The sequence below is a fragment of the Tritonibacter sp. SIMBA_163 genome, from assembly GCF_046535935.1.
Taxonomy (GTDB): domain Bacteria; phylum Pseudomonadota; class Alphaproteobacteria; order Rhodobacterales; family Rhodobacteraceae; genus Epibacterium; species Epibacterium scottomollicae.
Window position 1 is genome coordinate 141,989 of sequence record NZ_JAWJBP010000001.1, and the last position, 18,866, is coordinate 160,854.

Here is an 18,866-nt window from a genome sequence, read left to right on the forward strand (position 1 = left end):
CGCCACAGCCCGCAACCCAGAAGCGTGGATGACGGGCGGTGTTTCGTGATTTTGTACGGCTTCGACCTGACAAATATTGATCAAGCCTAAGGTATCGCGAGGCCAACACGAATGACATCAAACGAGGTGTGGCCATTGCCGCTTGCACAGATCGCGCAAATCAAAGCGCACCATTGCGAGACGTCACGTAGGCACAGCCTCTCGGTCTTGTGCGGATGGTCAGGCTTTGGGGTGCGCGCGGGTGTAGACGTCCATCAGATGCGCCGTATCCACCGCCGTATAGGCTTGGGTGGTGGACAGCGAGGCGTGACCCAGCAACTCCTGTATGGCGCGCAGGTCTCCGCCCGCCTCCAGCAGATGGGTGGCGAAACTGTGGCGCATGGCATGCGGGGTGGCGGAAGCGGGCAGACCAAGCTGGCGCCGCGCATCGGCCACCACGCCCTGGATCATCCGTGCATGCAGGGCACCGCCGCGAACGCCGCGAAACAGCGGTTGGTCGCGCTCCTGCGGATGCGGGCAAAGCTGTAAGTAGCGATCCACGGCGTGGCGGGCGGCGGCAAGGACCGGCACAATGCGCTCCTTGCCAGCCTTGCCGGTGATCCGGAGCGTTGCGGGCAGGGGGGCGTCCTTGCCCATCAGGCCGAGCGCTTCGGAAATTCGCAACCCACAGCCATAGAGCAGCGTGACCACAGCCACATCGCGGGCGGCGACCCAATCCTTGAGCGATTGCAGCTCTACCGTGTCGATCATGGCGCGGGCTGCATCCTTGTCGAGCGGGCGGGGCAGCTTCTTCTGGAACTTTGGCGCTCGGGTCGAGAGCACCGCGGTCGGCTCAAACCCTTCGCGCTTAGCCAGCCAGCCGTAGAATTTCTTCACAGCGGAGAGTTTGCGCGCCAGTGACCGCGCGCCGGTGCCTGATGCGCGAGCCGAGGCCATCCAGGCGCGCATGTCGGCGGTGGTGATGCGACTGAGCGCCCCCAGCCCCTGCGGGCCGCCGAAATGTAGGCTCATGAAGGCAAGAAACTCGCTCACATCGCTGCGATAGGCGGTCAGGGTATTTGACGCCGCGCCCTCCAGTGCACCAAGGCCGTCGAGCCAGGTCTGCAGCGCATTCCGCGCTGCCGGAGAAATGAGGGTGGGGTCGCCGGTGCTCAAGACAGCCAGCGGCGCATGCAGCGCTCGAATACCCCGCCAAAGAAGGTCAGGAGGTCGGTGCCGTGTTGCGGGGTGAATTGATGCGGATCCTCGGCGCCAAAGACCAGCAGGCCCGGCAGGCGCCCGGCGCCAAGATCAAGCCGCAAGCAGGCCTCTGAGCGCAGATCGGCACCGCGATCTCCATAGATGCGTGACGGACCAGCCTGGATCTGACGCAGAATCACCGGACGGTCGCCACCATAAGAGCGCCCCTGCGCCACATAGGAATCGACAAAACCGGCCTCGGTGAATTTCAGCACATCACCGACGCGCTCCACCGCGGCGCCAGCCTCTTCCTGCGTGGTTTCCAGAATCAGCGCCAGCGCGTCCACCCGCAGGATGTCGCGCAGATCCCCGCGCAGGATCTCCATGAAGACGGCAAAGCTCTCAGGATCCAGCAGGCGCAGCACGGCGCGGTGGATCTGGTTGGTGCCGGCGAGGTTTTCATAGGCGGCCGCAATCACCGAGCGATGGGTGTCTTCCAGACGGTCGAGCCGGGTTTCCAGCCGCTCCATCGCGATGCCGCGCAGGTCAACGATATTGGTGCCCATGGCGCGTTCGTTGGCGGCCACCAGCGCACGCATCACGTTGGGGTCGTCCAGCACCATGTCGGGCTTTTCAATGATTTTCTTGCGCAGGCTGTCGTCCAGCTCGGCGGTTGTGCTGCTCATCGTCTCGTTCGAACCTCTGATCGGGTTTTGTTTACTATAACATGAGCCATGCGTGGGCGCGCGGGAAAAATCGCCAATTCGCGCCCGGCGGGGGGGTAAAATGCGCCTCTCGGCAGCAACATGCTGATGCGCAAATAAAAATGGCGCCCCCGTTGAGGGGCGCCATGGCTGGGTCTCGCAATTGATTGGGGCGCGATCAGAGGATCTTGATGTCAGCTGCCTTGATATCCGCGAGGAAGGCCGACAGGCCCTTGTCGGTCAGCGGGTGGTTGACCAGCGATTTGATCACGGCCGGCGGCGCGGTGATCACGTCCGCGCCCACCAGGGCACAGTCGGAGATATGGTTCACGCTGCGGATGGAGGCGGCGAGGATCTCGGTGGTGAAACCGTAGTTGTCATAGATGGTGCGGATGTCCTCGATCAGGTCCATCCCGTCGAGGTGGATATCGTCCAGGCGACCGATGAAGGGCGAGATGAACGAGGCACCTGCCTTGGCGGCCAGCAGCGCCTGATTGGCAGAGAAGCACAGGGTCACATTGACCTTGTGACCGTCGTCGGTCAGGGTTTTGCAGGCCTTCAGCCCGTCCCAGGTCAGCGGCACCTTCACGGTGATGTTCTCGGCGATCTCAAGCAGCTTGCGGCCCTCGGCGATCATGGTTTCGGCATCGGTCGCGGTGACTTCGGCGGAAACCGGGCCGTCGACCAGATCGCAGATCTCCTTGGTGACTTCGATGATGTCACGGCCGGATTTCTTGATCAGGGAGGGGTTTGTGGTGACGCCGTCGACCATGCCAAGATCGTTCAGCTCGGCAATGGCGTCGATTTCGGCGGTGTCTACGAAGAATTTCATGGGCTTTGGTCCTCTGGATGGCTTGGCCTCGGTGCGCCTTGGCTTTACCTGATAGGAGGTCTTGCGAAAAGTCCGAAAGACACAAGGGCGGTCAGGGCGCGTTCGCGCGCATGTTAGCGAAAACATTTTCCCGCGCCTACCGTTGGGGCAACAAAAAGAACAGGGTCACGACAGGAATGACGCAGCAGAGCGAGAGTCCGGAGTTTTTTGCCCAGGGCGAGCGAGTCGGAGTACTGACAGCGCAGCCGCTGGACCGGCTGCTGGACTATCGCGCACCCGAGGGCGGCTGCTTTCTTGGCGCCTTTGTCGAGGTGCCGCTGGGGCCGCGCAAGGTCATCGGCGTGGTTTGGGGGCCGGGCGCGGGCGGATTTGATGCCGCCAAGCTGCGCTCGGTGATCCGAGTGCTGGATCTGGCCCCGATGCGCACCGAGATGCGCTGCTTTCTGGAACGCGGGGCGCAATATACGCTGACGCCGATGTCGATGATGCTGCGGCTGGCGACCCGCGCGCCGGGGCTGGCGGACCCGCCCTCGATGCGCAAGATCCTGCGAAGAGGCGATCAGGAGCCGGATCGCCTGACGGATGCCCGTGCCAAGGTGCTCGACGTGATGGACGAATATGAGGGCGCGGCCTTCACCGCGTCGGAACTGTCCGGGCTGGCCGGGGTGACCAGTTCGGTGATCAAGGGGCTGGTGAAGCAGGGCGCAATCCGCGAGGAGGAAGCCCCCCGCGACCTTCCGTTCCCGCCTCTGGACCCGGAACTGCCGGGCAAGACCCTCTCGGACGATCAGGCCGCCGCCGCCGCCGCACTCGAGGCCGGTGTGAACGGGGGGCGCTACGGCACCACATTGCTGAAAGGTGTGACCGGTTCGGGTAAGACCGAAGTCTATCTGGAGGCCGTGGCCGCTTGCCTGCGCAAGGGGCGACAGGCGCTGGTGCTGCTGCCGGAAATTGCGCTGACGGCAGAGTTCCTCAAACGGGTCGAGGCGCGTTTTGGCGCGGTGCCGGCGGAATGGCATTCGGGCGTCACAATGACCGAACGCCGCCGGGTGTGGCGCATGGTCGGGCAGGGTGCGGCGCAACTGGTGATCGGTGCGCGCTCTTCGCTCTACCTGCCGTTTCGCGACCTTGGCCTGATCATCGTCGATGAGGAACATGACACCTCCTACAAGCAGGAGGAGGGCGTCCTTTATAACGCGCGTGATCTGGCGGTCTGGCGCGCGTCGCTCTGTCAGGCGCAGGTGGTGCTGGCGTCGGCAACGCCGAGCCTGGAGACCTGGGCCAATGCCGAAGCGGGCAAATACACCCGTCTTGATCTCACGTCGCGTTTTGGCGAGGCGGTGCTGCCGGAAATGCGCGCCGTCGACATGCGCAACGAAGACCTGCTGCCCTCGACCTGGATCTCACCCACCCTGAAGCAGGCGATGAAACTGCGGCTGGAACGTGGCGAGCAGTCGCTCCTGTTCCTCAACCGCCGTGGCTTTGCGCCGGTGACGATCTGCCGGGCGTGCGGCACCCAGGTGGCCTGCGACAATTGCGATGCGCGCATGGTCGAACACCGCTTCATGAAGCGGTTGATGTGCCACCAGTGCGGCGAAACCAAACCGGTGCCCACCGAATGCCCCTCCTGCAAGGTGGAGGGCAAGATGGCTCCGGTCGGCCCCGGAATCGAGCGGCTGGGTGAAGAAGCGGCCGCGCTGTTTCCCGAGGCACGCATCGCGGTGCTGAGTTCGGATCTGTTTGGCTCGGCCCGGGCGCTGAAGCAGCGGATCGAAGAGATCGCGGCGGGTGAGGCGGATATCATCCTCGGCACGCAGTTGGTGGCCAAGGGGCACAACTTTCCGCTGCTGACACTGGTGGGGGTGATCGACGCCGATCTCGGGTTGCAGGGATCGGACCTGCGCGCCGCAGAGAGGACGTTCCAGCTGATGCGGCAGGTGGCGGGTCGTGCGGGCCGGGCTGAGCGCCGGGGCGAGGCCCTGATGCAGAGTTTTCAGCCCGAACATCCGGTGATCCGCGCGATCCTGTCCGGCGATGAAGAGAGCTTCTGGAAGGCGGAAGCCGCGCAGCGGCAGGCGGCGGGGGTGCCGCCATACGGGCGCATGGCGGGGATCATCCTGTCGGGCACCGATCTGGCGCAGGTCTTTGACCTTGGCGGTGCGCTGGCGCGCAATGATGGCCCGCTCCGGCAGGTGGGCGCGCAGCTCTTTGGCCCGGCTCCGGCGCCCATCGCCCGGGTGCGCGGGCGCCACCGGGTGCGCTTGCTGGTCAAGGCCGACAAGGGCGTCCCGCTTCAGGATGCCATCAGCCGCTGGATCGCACCGTTCAAGCTGAAGGGCGATCTGCGTTTGAATGTCGATATCGACCCGCAGAATTTCTTTTGATCGCGCCTGCGGCCTCATAAAACACGGCCAGCTGACCCTGCAGGAGCGCAGATAGACCTGTGCATGCAGCGGCGTGACTTGGTACAATTCTTGACTAGCTCTGTCAGGCAAAGCGCTCTAAAGCCGGGGCATGTTTACGCCCATGACCCTCGATCAAGCCCGGTCCCTGCCGTTCTGGCGTCGTCCGATCACGCTGCTGTTTCTCATGGCGATCGCCATGCCCATCGCCTTCAACACTTGGTCGGCGCTGCTGAACAACTTTGTTATTGAGGTGGCGAATTTCGACGGGGCGGACATCGGCCTGTTGCACACCGTGCGCGAGATCCCGGGCTTTCTGGCCTTTCTGGTGATCTTTCTGATCATCTTCATCCGCGAGCAGGTGCTGGGCCTGCTGTCGCTGGCGTTGCTTGGCGTGGCCACGGCGGTCACTGCCTGGTTCCCGACCCTGCAGGGCATCCTGATCATCACCGTGCTCAGCTCCGTCGGCTTTCATTATTTCGAGACCGTGGCCCAGTCGTTGCAGCTGCAATGGCTCACCAAGGAACGCGCGCCGCAGATGCTGGGCTGGCTGGTGGCGACCGGCTCTGCCGCCACCCTGGTGGTCTACGGCATCATCGTGCTGCTGTGGGAACCTCTGAACCTGTCCTACAACGCGGTCTATATGGCGGCTGGCGGCTTCTGCGCCGTGGTGGCGATCTTCTGCCTGTTCGCGGTGCCGCAGTTTGACGGTCCGACGCCGCAGAACAAGAAGATGGTGCTGCGCCGCCGCTACTGGCTCTACTACGCGCTGCAGTTCATGGCCGGCGCGCGGCGGCAGATCTTTGTAGTCTTTGCGGGCTTCATGATGGTGGAGCGCTTCGGCTTTGAGGTTCATCACCTCACGAGCCTCTATCTCATCAATCTGCTGGTAAATATGGTGGCCGCGCCATTGCTGGGCCGGGTCGTGTCGCGGTTTGGCGAGCGCCGCACGCTGATTTGCGAGTATGTCGGTCTGACGGTGGTGTTCGCGCTCTATGGTGGCATCTACTGGTTTGGCTGGGGGGTGGTGCTGGCGGCTACGCTCTACGTCGTGGATCATATCCTCTTTGCGCTGGCACTGGCTCTGAAAACCTACTTCCAGAAGATCGCCGATCCGGCTGATATCGCACCCACCGCAGCAGTTGCGTTTACGATCAACCATATCGCAGCGGTGTTCCTGCCGGTGCTGTTGGGCCTGCTCTGGATCGTATCTCCGTTTGCGGTTTTCGGATTGGCCGCCTGTATGGCGCTGATCTCGCTGGCGCTATCCCTGATGATCCCGCGCCATCCTGAGCCGGGGAATGAGACCATTTTCGCCCGTCTGAGAGCGCCCGCGCCTGCGGAATAAGTCTACCAAACCAGGGACCGCGGGCGCGCTGCCCTCTTGACCATATATGCAAGGCTCGCGTAGGCGCTGGACAACCGCGCGCTCGACGCGCCCTTTGTTCCACTGCGGAGATCCCAACATGCCCACATTCACCGCGCTCACCACGCTGACCGGAAAAGCTCAGGCCGAGGCATTGGGCGATGCGATGGAGCGTTTGACGCCAGAACCAACCGGCGTTGGTGTGTTCGAGGTCGAGGATGGGTCCGGTCTCTGGGAAGTGGGTGGGTATTTCACCGAAGCCCCCGATGAGGCAGGGCTGGCGCTGTTGGCCACATTGCATGAGGCAAAGCCCTTTGCGGTTTCCGAATTGCCGGAGACGGATTGGGTTGCGCATGTGCGGCGCGAGCTGGCCCCTGTCGAGGCCGGGCGTTTCTTTGTCTATGGCAGCCATGATGCCGACAAACTGCCGGAGGACAAAATTCCGCTGCTGATCGAGGCCGCCATGGCCTTTGGTACCGGACATCATGGGACGACGCTCGGGTGCCTGAAGGCACTCGATCAGCTGTTGGATCACGGCTTCACCGCGTCCAAAGTGGCCGATATCGGCTGTGGCACCGCGGTATTGGCAATGGCCGCAGCGCGAGTCTGGGCGGATGCGGACATTCTGGCCAGCGATATCGACCAGGTTGCGGTGGATGTTGCAGAGGCCAATATGGAGGCCAACGGCATGAAGGGCGCCGTGAAGTGCCTTGAGGCCGCAGGGTTCGACACGCCGCCACTCAAGGACGCGGCCCCTTATGATCTGATCTTTGCAAACATCCTCAAAGGGCCGCTGGTGGCGCTCAGCCCCGATATGGCAGCACATCTGCGCGATGGCGGATATGCGATTCTGTCTGGCATTCTGAACGAGCAGGCCGATGATGTGATCGCGGTTTATGCACAGAATGGCGTCAATCTGATCAATAGGGATGAGATTGGTGAATGGACAACGCTGATTTTGCGCAAGTAAGCTGAGATCGCGGGCAGTTTAATCGACTTTTAGCTATTTGCCCCGTTCTTGCCTCAATTCGCGCGTAGCTTCGAGCAACCCGCTAGTGGGGGCTAGTTCGGAGTGTTCGCTATGAGCGATCAATATGCAGAATTTCAAAGCCGGCTGCGCCGTTTGGACAGGAAACCCCTGAACAAAGGTCATGGCTACACGGCAAAGATCAGGACCGATGGTCTGATCGTTGTTGAGCCGAGAAAAGTCGTGCGCTCACGGATCTCACTGCGCTCACTGTTGCTCTTCTTGGCTGCCGGGCTTTTGTTCAAGGGCTTCTTGATGGCCACCCTCGGTTTCGCCAGCTACGATCAAAGAGTGTCGCAACTCGCCGAGGGCTCATTCGTCGAGCGAAGTGGCGCTTTTGTCATGCAAAGCGATCCGCTGTCGACAAGAATTGCAGGGCAACTGTTGCCGCTCCTGCGCTGATCCACTTGGTGATGTGACAGCGGCGTTCGGTCAGGAGCCGCGTGTTGCATAGTGCTCAGCATCCGTTCCAAGGTCATCAATGAGAAACGCCGCGCTTGGGATATCCCAGGCGCGGCGCTCTAATTTGGTCAATTCGTAAGACGACCGTCCAAATCCGTGCGTGTCAGACCAGCGGCGAGTTGGCGTCGATGCTGTCGACATCGCCACGGATCAGGCCGATATCGGCCAGTTCACGGTCGGTCAGGGCGCCAAGTGCCTTGCGGGTCGAGCGGGCGTCGTTCCAGGCCATGACATTGGCGGTGATCGTATGAGCAAGAGCGCCGATACGGCCGATCAGGCCGGTGGTGCCTTGGGCGGTGCGGGTGGTGTCGAATGCAGCCATATCCACGTTCTCTCTGATTGAAGTTCAGGTCTTTCGCGTGATGCGATGAGCGGCAGATAGAGATGACATTTCCATCTCACAAGTGCATTTTTTGCATGCGTCCCATGCGCTTTTTGCATGTCGGAAGCCTATATGAATAAGGGAGTTATCAAGGTTTTCGACTTTCGTGCCGAAGGTGTCGCACGTGTATTTCGGTCAGTCGTTTTTGTGCGCAAAATGGTGCGATTTGCGTCTCGCTGGGCATGTGGCGTTGGTGCAGGTAGAACCCGGCGCGATACTCCGGTTCGGGAAAGCGTTTGGCTGTGTTCGCGTTTTGTGCTAGCTCACTTGAAACAATGACCAAACAATCAGGCGTAGATCGGGCAAGCAGATGCGAATACTGGGAATCGATCCGGGGCTCAGAACCCTTGGGTGGGGCGTGATCGAATCAAATGGCGCACGCCTCAGCCATGTCGCCAATGGTCTGTGCCACTCTGACGGTGATGATCTGGGCGAGCGGCTTTTGTCGCTGCACAATCAGATCACCGAGGTGATCGTGGAATATGCGCCGGATCAGGCGGCGATCGAGCAGACGTTTGTCAACAAGGACGGTGCCGGGACGCTGAAACTGGGTCAGGCGCGGGGGGTGGCACTGCTCACGCTCGCCAAGGCGGGATTGCCGACGGGTGAATATGCGCCCAACCGCGTGAAAAAGACGGTGGTTGGCGTCGGCCATGCGGAAAAGCAGCAGGTCATGCATATGGTGAAGCTGCAACTGCCCGGCTGTGCCCCCAAAGGCGAGGATGCCGCCGATGCGCTGGCCATCGCCATCTGTCACGCCTACTACGGCGGTACCAACCAGCGGCAATTGAAAGAGGTGCGCGCATGATCGGCAAGTTGACCGGGCGGCTCGATTACAAGGCGCTTGATCATGTGATGATCGACGTTCGTGGCGTGGGCTACATCGTGTATTGCTCTGACCGCACCATGGCGACGCTGCCCGCAGTCGGGGAGGTCGTGCAGCTATATACCGAGCTTCTGGTGCGTGAGGACCTGATGCAGCTGTTCGGGTTCACCTCCTTGGTTGAGAAGGAATGGCATCGTCTTCTGACCTCCGTTCAGGGCGTTGGCGCCAAGGTGTCGCTGGCTATCCTGAGCGCCTTGGGCCCCGATGGCGTGAGCCGCGCCATTGCACTTGGCGATTGGGCCACGGTGAAGGCGGCAAAGGGCGTTGGCCCTAAAACTGCGCAACGCATCGTTCTGGATCTGAAAGACAAGGCTCCATCGGTGATGGCCATGGGGGGAACGGTGACCGACGCATTGAACGGTCCGGAGCTTGACGGGGTGGTCGAGCCATTGGAGGAGGCGCCTGCGAAACCGGCGCGCACTTCAAAGGCAAAGGCGCCCTCGGGGGCAGCAGCGGCCTCAGCTGGCGCATTGTCGGCGTTGGGGAATCTGGGCTATGGGCCATCCGACGCGGCTGCGGCCGTGGCTGAAGCTGCCGCCGGTAATCCCGATGCGGGCGAGGCCGAGCTGATCCGTGCCGCCCTGCGCCTGTTGGCGCCCAAAGGATGATCGGGCGTGTGAGCCGGTTTAGCGTGCCCAAGGTGCGCTCCGCGTGCAAAGGCGTGCAAGGTACGGGCAGGCTGGGCGGGACCGATTTCCAGACGGCCAACTGCATTTGCATGCATGATACATGGATACAGAGATGACCGACGCCGATCCCACCCTGCGGCCTGATCCGCTTCCCGAGGACAATGACCGCGCTTTGCGCCCACAAGGTTTGGGTGAGTTCATCGGCCAGGCGGAGGCGCGCGCCAACCTGCGCATCTTCATCGAAAGCGCGCGCCGTCGTGGCGAGGCAATGGACCACACGCTGTTTCACGGTCCTCCCGGCCTGGGCAAGACCACGCTGGCGCAGATCGTCGCGCGCGAGCTTGGGGTGAATTTTCGCATGACGTCTGGCCCGGTGCTGGCAAAGGCCGGGGATCTGGCCGCGATCCTCACCAATCTGGAGGCGCGCGACGTTCTCTTTATTGATGAAATCCACCGGTTGAACGCCACAGTGGAAGAGGTGCTCTACCCTGCGCTGGAGGATTTTGAACTGGATCTGGTGATAGGCGAAGGGCCCGCCGCGCGCACCGTGCGTATCGAGCTGCAGCCCTTCACGCTGATTGGGGCAACTACCCGGATGGGCTTGTTGACGACACCGCTGCGGGACCGGTTCGGCATCCCGACCCGGCTGCAATTCTACACAGTTGATGAGTTGTTCGAAATCGTCAGCCGCAATGCGCGCAAACTTGGCGCGCCCGCAGATGACGAAGGCGCACGCGAGATCGCGCGGCGCGCAAGGGGTACGCCCAGGATCGCGGGGCGGCTCTTGCGCCGCGTCGTGGACTTCGCGGTTGTCGAGGGCGACGGCACCATCACCCGGGAACTGGCGGACAACGCCCTGACGCGGCTGGGGGTGGATCAGCTGGGGCTGGATGGTGCGGACCGCCGCTACTTGCGGCTGGTGGCGGAAAACTACGGCGGTGGTCCCGTGGGGATCGAGACAATGTCGGCAGCCCTGAGCGAAAGCCGGGATGCGCTGGAGGAGGTCATCGAGCCCTACCTGTTGCAGCAGGGGTTGATTCAACGCACGCCCCGCGGGCGGATGCTGGCGCAGAAGGCCTGGCAGCATATCGGTCTGACACCGCCGAAGTCGTCCAGCGATCTGTTCGGTTGAGGCCGCGCGCCACGTCGGATCAGGTGCAACCGGACCGCCACGCGATTGAGCGCCCCGAGGCAGAGATGTGCAGGGGGCAAAGCTGTCTGGCAAATTCGACGCTTGTCTGAAGTCATTGCCGAGACTTGGACGGCGACGACTTCCCACTTGCTGCTCAAACGGCGCGCCCGTACAAAACACGCGACGACATTTGATAAAGACGAGGCCGTGCATGTCCGCACTTCTGTTGCCAGAGGAAATCGAGGCGCTTTTCACCCGCGAGGATGGGTCTTACACCTTTTCCCGCTGGGGTCGCCCAATCACACCCATCGTCTTTGGTGTAACGGATGAAACATTGGCCACCGTGAAGGGCGCCGTCGAGGCCGTGGTCACGCTTGCCGGCCACAAGATGGCAGAAACCGATCCTGAACTGGGCGCGAACCTCATGTTCTTCTTCTTTCGGGACTGGAACGAATTGCTGGAGGTGCCGGACCTTGATCGCATGATCCCCGGTCTCGCACCTCTGGTGAGCCGCCTCTCGGAAGAAGATGCCAGCCAGTATCGCGCGTTCCGGTTCGACGAGGATGGCGGCATTCGGGCGGCCTTCGTGTTCTTGCGGATGCAGGGTGGGATGGCAGAGATGCCGGCCGAGGCGCTGGCGCTGACCCAAGCGGTGCAGGTGATGCTCTTGTGGGGGGATCGCGCCTTTGCCGAGGTCTCACCGCTGGCGGTGCTGCCGGAGAACGGCAATACCATCCTGCGGCCCGAAATTGCAGGGGTGATTGCCGCCGCATATGACCGGATGCTGCCCGTTTCGGCGCAGGATGCCAGCCATGCGCTGCGGCTCTACGCTCGACTGCAGGCGCTGCCCGCGGAGGGAAGCACGACGTGACCCATCGCTTTCCGATCACGGTATATTACGAAGACACCGACATGGGCGGTGTGGTGTATCATGCGAACTTCCTGCGTTTTATCGAGCGCGCTCGCAGTGACTATGTGCGCGCGCTTGGCGTCGATCAGAACGCCATGCGCGATACCGGTATCGTCTGGGTGGTGACCCGAATCGAAGCGGATTACCTGTCACCAGCGCGGTTCGAAGATGAGCTGACTGTCGAGACCCATGTCGAGAAATCGACCTCTGCGCGTCTCACGATGGCGCAGGTGGTGCGACGCGACGGGCGGGAGCTGTTCCGCGCGGTCGTGACGGCCGTGTGTATGGACATGCACAGCGGCAAGCCAGTGCGGCTTCCGGCAGAACTTCGCGCATCTCTGTAACAAACGCCGCTGAGGCCCCTGTTTCCTTGGTAATGCCGCTTGTTTTCCGTTAGCGTCGCCTCAAATTAGGCCGCGCGCCACAAACGACGCGGCAACTGGCGATAGAGCAGGCAGATGGAAGCAGAAACTCTGGCACTGGCACAGGAGATTGATTTCTCCATGTGGGGGCTGTTCGCACGTGCGACGCTCACCGTTAAATTCGTGATGATCATGCTGATCGGGGCCTCGATCTGGTCTTGGGCGATCATCTTGCAGAAATTGATCACCTACCGCGTCGCGCGTCGCGAGGCGCAGATCTTCGAGCGGGCATTCTGGTCGGGCAATCCGCTCGACGAGCTCTATGAGGAGATCGGTCCGGACCCCTCAGGGCATTCGGAACGCATCTTTGCCTCTGGCATGACGGAATGGCGCCGCAGTCATCGCACCGATGGCGCGTTGATCCCCGGCGCACAGGCGCGCATCGACAGGTCCATGGATGTGGCGATCTCCAAAGAGAGCGAAGGGCTGCAGAGTGGGTTGCAAATTCTGGCAACCATCGGCTCCACGGCACCATTCATTGGTCTGTTCGGGACAGTCTGGGGCATCATGAACGCCTTCATCGAGATTGCAGAGCAGCAGAATACCAACCTTGCCGTGGTGGCACCCGGGATCGCCGAGGCGCTGCTGGCAACGGGCCTTGGCCTTCTTGCGGCGATCCCCGCCGTCATCTTCTATAACAAGCTTTCGGCGGACTCGGATCGGATCATTGGTGGCTATGAGGCCTTTGCCGATGAATTCGCGACCATCTTTTCACGTCAAATGGACAGCTGACCCATGGGAGCAGCCATTCAACAAAAGGACGGCGGCGGGCGTCGGCGGGGACGCAGGCGTTCTCGCGCACGGCCGATGGCAGAGATCAACGTCACGCCCTTTGTGGACGTGATGCTGGTGCTGCTGATCATCTTCATGGTGGCTGCGCCGTTGATGACGGTTGGCGTGCCAGTCGAGTTGCCCAAAACTGCCGCAGGCGCGCTGCCGGGGGAAGAAGAGGAACCGCTGACGGTGACCATGACCGCTGCCGGCGAAATTCAGATCCAGACCACGCCCGTGGCGCGGGAGGATCTGGTTGCGCGGCTGCGTGCCATTGCATCCGAACGGACGTCGGATCGTGTCTATCTGCGTGCTGACGGCGCTATCGCCTATAGCGATGTGATGCAGGTGATGGGGGCGCTCAATGCGGGTGGCTTTGCCAATGTCGGGTTGGTGACGGATACCGGCGGGCCTGCGCTCGATGGTCGTCCGGCCTCTGCGACCGCCCCGCAGGGCGAGTGATACGGGGGCCAATGTGCAAACCGGCACAAAAATCTCCGTAGCAGGACATGGGATCCTGATAACTTGGGCGCTCGTGGGAGGGTGGTTCAATGCTGAGCCGTTGCCGTTCCAGAGCCAGGATGTTTCGATCATTTCCGCTGAGGAATTTGCGCGGCTGAGCGAACAGCAGGCTGCGCCCGAGGTGGCAGAGGATCCGGTGGCGCCGCAGGTGCCGCCTGAGCCCGAGACGACGCCTGCCATTCCTGAACGCCCGACGCCTGTGCCGGAGACACCTCCAGCGACGCCAGAGCCGATTGAAACACCTGTCGAGGAGGCCGAGCCTGAACCGCCCGCGCCAGAACCGACGCCGGAGGTGCCAAGCATCGTGCCGGATGCGCCCGACGTGCCCGAAATCGTGACCGATCTGCCGCAAACTGCGGAGCCTGAGACTGCGCAGCAGACGGATCGGGTTGCGCCGGAACCTGTCCAGGCGCCGGAACCGGATACGCAAGTCGATGATGTGGCACAGGATGAGGTTGCGCCGGATGAGGGGGCTGATGCCAACCAGCCGGTGCAGGAGGCCACCGCCCCGGAAGCGGCAAGCGACCGGATCGTGACCGAAGCAGAGGCGGACGACGCAGAGCCGACCGCACCGCTGGCGAGCGTTCGGCCTCTCACACGCCCGGCGCGCCCGAGCCCGGAACCAGAGCAACCGCCGGAAACCCAAACGGCAACAGCCGAAGAAAATTCCGACCCCGCGCCGGAACCAAACCCCGAGGTGGAGAGTTCTGCTGTGGACGACGCTCTTGCAGAGGCCTTGGCAGGGAGCGGAGAAGTCGAAGCACCGGAACCATCCGGCCCGCCGATGACACGGGGAGAAAAAGATGCGCTGCGGATCGCAGTCTCGCAATGCTGGAACGTCGGATCGCTGTCCAGCGAAGCGCTTCGCACCTCAGTCGTTGTGGGCGTCACACTTTCACGCGAGGGGGTTCCAGACATTGGCTCCATTCGCATGCTGTCCAGCTCCGGTGGGTCCGACAGTTCCGCCAAACAGGCCTATGAGGCCGCGCGCCGCGCAATCATCCGCTGCGGATCAAGAGGATTTGATCTTCCGGCTGACAAATTTGCGCAATGGCGTGATATTGAGATGACATTTAATCCCGAAGGAATGCGGATCAGATGAGAAACGCGATTGCAACAGTACTCCTTGGCCTTGCGATGCTGCTGCCCGTCGGGGCGGTTCAGGCGCAGGATGGGCCGCTCAGGATCGAAATTACAGATGGCGTGATCGAACCGCTCCCCTTTGCGGCGCCGGATTTCATCGCTGACACGCCAGCCGCGTCACAATATGCGGCGGATATCGCCCGGGTGATTGCAGATGACCTAAGAGGCTCCGGCCTGTTCAGAGAGATTCCCAAATCCGCCTATATTTCGCCCTACAGCGATTTTGATGCGGCGGTGAATTTCACCGATTGGAAGGCGATCAACGCGCAGGCGCTGATTACCGGCGCAGTCAGCCTATCCGGTGATCGGATCACTGTTCGTTTCCGCGCCTACGATGTGTTTGCGGGACAAGAGCTGGGGTCCGGGCTGCAATTGTCGGGCACCACGGACGGCTGGCGACGCATCGGCCATAAGGTCGCCGATACCATTTACGCGCGTCTGACAGGTGAGGGGGGCTATTTCGACAGCCGCGTCGTGTTTGTCTCAGAGACTGGCCCGAAGGATAACCGCAAGAAGCGGCTGGCGATCATGGATTACGACGGCGCCAACGTACAGTACCTGACCAATTCCGAATCCATTGTTCTTGCACCGCGTTTCTCTCCCACGGGCGACAGGGTGCTTTATACCAGCTATGAGAGCGGCTTTCCGCAGATCCATGTGCTTGATGTCGGCAAAGTGCAGCGCCGCATCCTGTCGGCGGGAAATGGCACCATGAGCTTCGCACCGCGATTTGCGCCCGACGGTCAAACCATCGTCTATTCCCAGTCCGCTGGCGGCAATACCGATCTGTTCTCGATGGATATCAACTCTGGCAACACGCAGCGTCTCAGCAGCGCACCTTCGATCGAAACGGCACCGTCCTTTTCGCCGGACGGCAGCCAAATCGTCTTCGAAAGTGATCGCTCCGGCACATCGCAGCTTTATGTGATGCCGGCCTCGGGCGGCGAGGCGAAGCGGATCAGCTTCGGGCAGGGGCGTTACGGCACGCCGGTCTGGTCTCCGCGCGGCGACTATGTTGCCTTCACAAAGCAGAATGCCGGGCGTTTCCATATTGGCGTCATGCGCACGGATGGCAGCGAAGAGCGGTTGTTGACCGCGTCCTTCCTCGATGAGGGGCCGACTTGGTCTCCGAACGGGCGGGTGATCATGTTCACCCGCGAAACCCAAGGTGCGAGTGGCCAAGCGCGGCTTTACTCTGTCGATATTTCCGGGCGGAACCTGAAACCCGTACAAACCCCAGACGGCGCGTCGGACCCTTCCTGGTCGCCGTTGCAGAAATGAGAAACCGTCTGATCGGGCGCGGGGGCTTCAAGCCCGTGGCGCGGTCAGGCAGAACATGCTAACACTTCGGCAAGAAATGTCCGATCACACGAGGCGATTTCAGATGAGCGGTATCAACAAAGCTATTCTCTTGGTTGCGGGCCTGGCCCTTGCAGCCTGTTCCGATGCACGTTGGGATGACACCAACGCAGGCAGTGGCGGCACCGGCCTCGGCGCCGTTGGCAGCACGGCAGACCCGTCCAGCCCCGCCTACTTCCGCGAGGCGATCGGGGATCGCGTGCTGTTCCTGGTGGACCAGTCCAGCATTTCGCCCGAGGGCCGCACCGTGCTGGACGGTCAGGCGCGCTGGCTGAATGCAAATCCTTCATATGTTGTGACCATCGAGGGCCACGCGGACGAGCGCGGCACCCGTGAGTACAACCTTGCACTTGGTGCGCGCCGTGCCAACTCTGCACGCGAGTACCTGATTTCTCAGGGCGTCGCGGCCAATCGCATCCAGACCGTATCCTTCGGCAAAGAACGTCCCATCGAGATCTGTTCGGCACAGAGCTGCTACAATCAGAACCGTCGCGCGGTGACCGTGCTGGCGGGCGGCGCAGTGAGCTGACGCGCATGAAGGGCTTGCGGCAGTTTTTCCTCGCAACGGCGCTGATTGCGGTCAGCGTCGTTCCCGGCGTCACACAGGAGCGGGAGCAGACCTTGGCGGATATCCGTCAGGAGCTTACGGTCCTGCATGTGGAAGTACAGCGCCTTAACCGAGAGCTGTCCACCACAGGCGCACCTTCGGCATCTCTCGCAGGAACCTCGGTGCTGGATCGCGTGACCGCGATCGAGGCTGAGTTGCAGCGCCTGACCTCCAAGACCGAAGAGCTGCAGTATCGTGTGCAACGCATCGTCGAAGATGGCACCAACCGGATCGGGGATCTTGAGTTCCGCCTTGTTGAGCTGGAAGGCGGGGACCTCTCCACGCTGGGTGAGACAACGACATTGGGCGGTGAGATCGCCGGCGAAGCAGCGGTCGGACTGGGCCAGACGCCGGTGCCCGCTGACGGCGATGCCGTCATCGAAGGCGCTGGTGAGCTCGCCATTGGCGAAGAGGCCGACTACAAGGCCGCGATGGGAGATCTGGACGGTCAGAATTATCAAGCTGCCGCCGACAAGTTCGCCACATTCAAGGAGGCCTACCCGGGCAGCCCGCTGACGGCCAAGGTTGATTTTGGTCGGGGCAAGGCGCTGGACGGGCTAGGGGACATCCGAGAGGCCGCACGCGCCTATCTTGCCGCCTTTACCGGCGATACCTCTGGCACGATCGCGCCTGAAGCGCTGTTCGAACTCGGGGCCGCGCTGGGGCGTCTGGGGCAGGTCGATCAGGCCTGCATCACCCTTGCGGAGGTTGCAGTTCGCTTTCCGAATGATCCCGCAGTGACCGCTGCCGAGGCGGAGCGGTCCACGCTGGCGTGCTCCTGATCCCAACAGAAGAGGCCTTGATCACAGAGATCAGGGCCCGCCTCGGAACCCTACCAGAGAAATTGGGCGTTGCCGTCTCAGGCGGCAGCGATTCAATGGCGCTCCTGCATTTGCTCAACGCAATGTCTCGGACCAGTGAGACGGAGGTGTACGTGGCCACCGTCGACCACGGTTTGCGCCGCGAATCACGCCAGGAGGCCGAGTGCGTGGCAGCCCGCGCGGCCGAACTTGGTCTTCAGCATGACATATTGACATGGCACTCCCCTGCCGAGAGCGGAAATCTGCAAGGTGAGGCCCGTGCGGCGAGATACCGTCTGCTTGCTCTGTGGGCCAAAGCGCGCGGTCTTCAGGCCGTCGCGGTTGGGCATACGGCGGATGATCAGGCTGAAACCCTGGTGATGCGCCTGCGCCGAGCGTCGGGGGTGACCGGCCTGTCGGGTATGTCGGTCCGGCACCTGCGCGACGGTATCGAGCTGCTTCGCCCTTTGCTTCGCGTGCACCGAAAGGACTTGCGCACCTATCTGACGGATCGAAGCATTCCCTGGATCGACGACCCTTCAAACAACGATACGCGGTTCGAACGGGTGCGGGTGCGAGAGGCGCTGACAGCGTTGGAGCCGCTCGGACTGACCATTGATGCGCTGACCGCCGTTGCGGACAATATGCGGATGGCGGACGCGGCGCTGGATCACGCCATGCGAGTCGCGGCGGCAGAGCTGGGACAGGTTCGATTGGGGGCGGTAGTGCTTGATCGTGCAGGGTTTCATGATCTTCAGGACGAGGTCGCACGGCGACTGCTGGTCGCAGCGATCACTTACGTCAGTGGTGCTGACTACCCGCCGCGGCGGGCGCCCTTGTTGGATGCGTGCCATGCGCTTCGAGAGGGGCGTGGTCTCACGCTGCAGGGGTGTCAGCTCGTGGTGAAATCCGACCGAATCTGGGTGTGTCGGGAATATGAGGCCGTGCGCGAGACATGCATCGAACATGTCTCTGAGCAGCGCAGCGACGTGGTGTGGGACAATGCCTGGAAATTGAGCGTGCCTCCCAACATTCCTCACGACACAAAACTGCGCGCACTTGGTGACGATGGGCTTCGTTTGATGGAAGATTGGCGCCGTCATGCGGTGCCCCGAGAGGTCTTAAAACCTTTGCCTGCCGTCTGGCAGGGAGGCGAATTGATCGCTGTTCCGCCCCTAGAGCAATCGTCCGTCTGGTCAACTGCGGCAATGCGACTGTCGGAGACTTGGGCGACGCGGTCGTTATCGCATTGAACCTCACCAAATCATCCTTATTTTAGGTGCAACTGATGGTCGTCGCGTGCTAGAGCCGTGGCGTCCTTGGAATTCTTG

Annotated in this window: 20 protein-coding genes; 16 read left to right on the forward strand and 4 right to left on the reverse strand. The window is 62.1% G+C overall.

From position 1 onward, the window contains the following. Positions 1-219: 219 nt before the first annotated feature. The 3 genes from R0J92_RS00565 to fsa all read right to left on the reverse strand — a co-directional run bounded on the left by R0J92_RS00565 (position 220) and on the right by fsa (position 2,715). Complete coding sequence (locus R0J92_RS00565) at positions 220-1,155, reverse strand: tyrosine recombinase XerC (protein WP_411050369.1); 936 nt, start codon at positions 1,153-1,155, stop codon at positions 220-222. Next, positions 1,152-1,865, reverse strand: a complete 714-nt coding sequence (locus R0J92_RS00570) for a DUF484 family protein (RefSeq protein ID WP_106162040.1) — start codon at positions 1,863-1,865, stop codon at positions 1,152-1,154. The genes R0J92_RS00565 and R0J92_RS00570 overlap by 4 nt, the downstream gene beginning before the upstream one ends. A gap of 196 nt (positions 1,866-2,061) precedes the next feature. Beyond that, a complete protein-coding gene (fsa, locus tag R0J92_RS00575; RefSeq protein ID WP_411050370.1) occupies positions 2,062-2,715 on the reverse strand; it encodes a fructose-6-phosphate aldolase in 654 nt (217 codons plus the stop codon). 176 nt (positions 2,716-2,891) lie between these two features. Here fsa and R0J92_RS00580 point away from each other — a divergent pair, with 176 nt between their 5' ends. The 4 genes from R0J92_RS00580 to R0J92_RS00595 all read left to right on the forward strand — a co-directional run bounded on the left by R0J92_RS00580 (position 2,892) and on the right by R0J92_RS00595 (position 7,912). Continuing rightward, positions 2,892-5,099: a primosomal protein N' gene (locus R0J92_RS00580; protein WP_411050371.1), complete on the forward strand. Its 2,208-nt coding sequence runs from the start codon at positions 2,892-2,894 to the stop codon at positions 5,097-5,099. 130 nt (positions 5,100-5,229) lie between these two features. After that, the gene (locus tag R0J92_RS00585; protein ID WP_317384167.1) at positions 5,230-6,465 is read left to right on the forward strand and encodes an MFS transporter; all 1,236 of its coding nucleotides are present in this window, start codon (positions 5,230-5,232) and stop codon (positions 6,463-6,465) included. Positions 6,466-6,583: 118 nt separating this feature from the next. After that, complete coding sequence (locus tag R0J92_RS00590) at positions 6,584-7,453, forward strand: 50S ribosomal protein L11 methyltransferase (RefSeq protein ID WP_411050372.1); 870 nt, start codon at positions 6,584-6,586, stop codon at positions 7,451-7,453. 111 nt (positions 7,454-7,564) lie between these two features. Then, entirely contained in the window at positions 7,565-7,912 is a 348-nt protein-coding gene (locus R0J92_RS00595; protein ID WP_411050373.1) for a hypothetical protein, read from the forward strand. A gap of 163 nt (positions 7,913-8,075) precedes the next feature. Here R0J92_RS00595 and R0J92_RS00600 read toward each other — a convergent pair whose 3' ends face one another. Continuing rightward, a complete protein-coding gene (locus R0J92_RS00600) occupies positions 8,076-8,294 on the reverse strand; it encodes a DUF1127 domain-containing protein (protein WP_106162045.1) in 219 nt (72 codons plus the stop codon). A 370-nt stretch (positions 8,295-8,664) separates the two neighbouring features. Here R0J92_RS00600 and ruvC point away from each other — a divergent pair, with 370 nt between their 5' ends. From ruvC to tilS, 12 genes are all read left to right on the forward strand, one after another. Then, positions 8,665-9,162, forward strand: coding sequence for a crossover junction endodeoxyribonuclease RuvC (ruvC, locus tag R0J92_RS00605; protein WP_106162046.1), 498 nt, complete (start codon positions 8,665-8,667; stop codon positions 9,160-9,162). Beyond that, positions 9,159-9,848, forward strand: a complete 690-nt coding sequence (gene ruvA / locus R0J92_RS00610) for a Holliday junction branch migration protein RuvA (RefSeq protein ID WP_411050374.1) — start codon at positions 9,159-9,161, stop codon at positions 9,846-9,848. Before ruvC ends, ruvA begins: the two co-directional genes overlap by 4 nt. Before the next feature lie 133 nt (positions 9,849-9,981). Beyond that, a complete protein-coding gene (ruvB, locus tag R0J92_RS00615) occupies positions 9,982-11,001 on the forward strand; it encodes a Holliday junction branch migration DNA helicase RuvB (RefSeq protein ID WP_106162319.1) in 1,020 nt (339 codons plus the stop codon). 211 nt (positions 11,002-11,212) lie between these two features. Next, positions 11,213-11,872 (forward strand): hypothetical protein, encoded by a 660-nt coding sequence (locus tag R0J92_RS00620; protein ID WP_317384163.1) that lies wholly within the window; start codon positions 11,213-11,215, stop codon positions 11,870-11,872. Continuing rightward, a complete protein-coding gene (gene ybgC, locus R0J92_RS00625; RefSeq protein ID WP_106162049.1) occupies positions 11,869-12,255 on the forward strand; it encodes a tol-pal system-associated acyl-CoA thioesterase in 387 nt (128 codons plus the stop codon). The genes R0J92_RS00620 and ybgC overlap by 4 nt, the downstream gene beginning before the upstream one ends. A gap of 114 nt (positions 12,256-12,369) precedes the next feature. Further along, positions 12,370-13,065 carry a protein TolQ gene (gene tolQ, locus R0J92_RS00630; RefSeq protein WP_106162050.1) on the forward strand — a complete coding sequence of 232 codons (696 nt, stop codon included), beginning with the start codon at positions 12,370-12,372 and terminating at the stop codon, positions 13,063-13,065. A gap of 3 nt (positions 13,066-13,068) precedes the next feature. Continuing rightward, positions 13,069-13,566: a protein TolR gene (gene tolR / locus R0J92_RS00635; protein ID WP_317384162.1), complete on the forward strand. Its 498-nt coding sequence runs from the start codon at positions 13,069-13,071 to the stop codon at positions 13,564-13,566. A gap of 13 nt (positions 13,567-13,579) precedes the next feature. Further along, a complete protein-coding gene (locus R0J92_RS00640; protein WP_411050375.1) occupies positions 13,580-14,728 on the forward strand; it encodes an energy transducer TonB in 1,149 nt (382 codons plus the stop codon). Continuing rightward, the gene (gene tolB, locus R0J92_RS00645; RefSeq protein ID WP_106162053.1) at positions 14,725-16,050 is read left to right on the forward strand and encodes a Tol-Pal system beta propeller repeat protein TolB; all 1,326 of its coding nucleotides are present in this window, start codon (positions 14,725-14,727) and stop codon (positions 16,048-16,050) included. Before R0J92_RS00640 ends, tolB begins: the two co-directional genes overlap by 4 nt. 103 nt (positions 16,051-16,153) lie before the next feature. Continuing rightward, positions 16,154-16,657, forward strand: a complete 504-nt coding sequence (pal, locus tag R0J92_RS00650; RefSeq protein ID WP_411050376.1) for a peptidoglycan-associated lipoprotein Pal — start codon at positions 16,154-16,156, stop codon at positions 16,655-16,657. A 5-nt stretch (positions 16,658-16,662) separates the two neighbouring features. Further along, on the forward strand, positions 16,663-17,517 hold the full coding sequence (locus R0J92_RS00655; RefSeq protein ID WP_411050377.1) for a tetratricopeptide repeat protein: 855 nt from the start codon (positions 16,663-16,665) through the stop codon (positions 17,515-17,517). Continuing rightward, complete coding sequence (gene tilS, locus R0J92_RS00660; RefSeq protein ID WP_411050378.1) at positions 17,508-18,788, forward strand: tRNA lysidine(34) synthetase TilS; 1,281 nt, start codon at positions 17,508-17,510, stop codon at positions 18,786-18,788. The genes R0J92_RS00655 and tilS overlap by 10 nt, the downstream gene beginning before the upstream one ends. Positions 18,789-18,866: the final 78 nt, after the last annotated feature.

What these genes read in the sequence shown, in the direction of transcription:
- ruvB (WP_106162319.1), top strand. Translation starts at nt 9,982, where the DNA reads ATGACCGACGCCGATCCCACCCTGCGGCCTGATCCGCTTCCCGAGGAC.
- tolB (WP_106162053.1), top strand. Translation starts at nt 14,725, where the DNA reads ATGAGAAACGCGATTGCAACAGTACTCCTTGGCCTTGCGATGCTGCTG.
- R0J92_RS00570 (WP_106162040.1), bottom strand. Translation starts at nt 1,865, where the DNA reads ATGAGCAGCACAACCGCCGAGCTGGACGACAGCCTGCGCAAGAAAATC.
- R0J92_RS00655 (WP_411050377.1), top strand. Translation starts at nt 16,663, where the DNA reads ATGAAGGGCTTGCGGCAGTTTTTCCTCGCAACGGCGCTGATTGCGGTC.
- R0J92_RS00595 (WP_411050373.1), top strand. Translation starts at nt 7,565, where the DNA reads ATGAGCGATCAATATGCAGAATTTCAAAGCCGGCTGCGCCGTTTGGAC.
- pal (WP_411050376.1), top strand. Translation starts at nt 16,154, where the DNA reads ATGAGCGGTATCAACAAAGCTATTCTCTTGGTTGCGGGCCTGGCCCTT.
- R0J92_RS00580 (WP_411050371.1), top strand. Translation starts at nt 2,892, where the DNA reads ATGACGCAGCAGAGCGAGAGTCCGGAGTTTTTTGCCCAGGGCGAGCGA.
- tolR (WP_317384162.1), top strand. Translation starts at nt 13,069, where the DNA reads ATGGGAGCAGCCATTCAACAAAAGGACGGCGGCGGGCGTCGGCGGGGA.
- fsa (WP_411050370.1), bottom strand. Translation starts at nt 2,715, where the DNA reads ATGAAATTCTTCGTAGACACCGCCGAAATCGACGCCATTGCCGAGCTG.
- R0J92_RS00585 (WP_317384167.1), top strand. Translation starts at nt 5,230, where the DNA reads ATGTTTACGCCCATGACCCTCGATCAAGCCCGGTCCCTGCCGTTCTGG.
- R0J92_RS00600 (WP_106162045.1), bottom strand. Translation starts at nt 8,294, where the DNA reads ATGGCTGCATTCGACACCACCCGCACCGCCCAAGGCACCACCGGCCTG.
- ruvC (WP_106162046.1), top strand. Translation starts at nt 8,665, where the DNA reads ATGCGAATACTGGGAATCGATCCGGGGCTCAGAACCCTTGGGTGGGGC.
- ruvA (WP_411050374.1), top strand. Translation starts at nt 9,159, where the DNA reads ATGATCGGCAAGTTGACCGGGCGGCTCGATTACAAGGCGCTTGATCAT.
- tolQ (WP_106162050.1), top strand. Translation starts at nt 12,370, where the DNA reads ATGGAAGCAGAAACTCTGGCACTGGCACAGGAGATTGATTTCTCCATG.
- R0J92_RS00590 (WP_411050372.1), top strand. Translation starts at nt 6,584, where the DNA reads ATGCCCACATTCACCGCGCTCACCACGCTGACCGGAAAAGCTCAGGCC.
- R0J92_RS00620 (WP_317384163.1), top strand. Translation starts at nt 11,213, where the DNA reads ATGTCCGCACTTCTGTTGCCAGAGGAAATCGAGGCGCTTTTCACCCGC.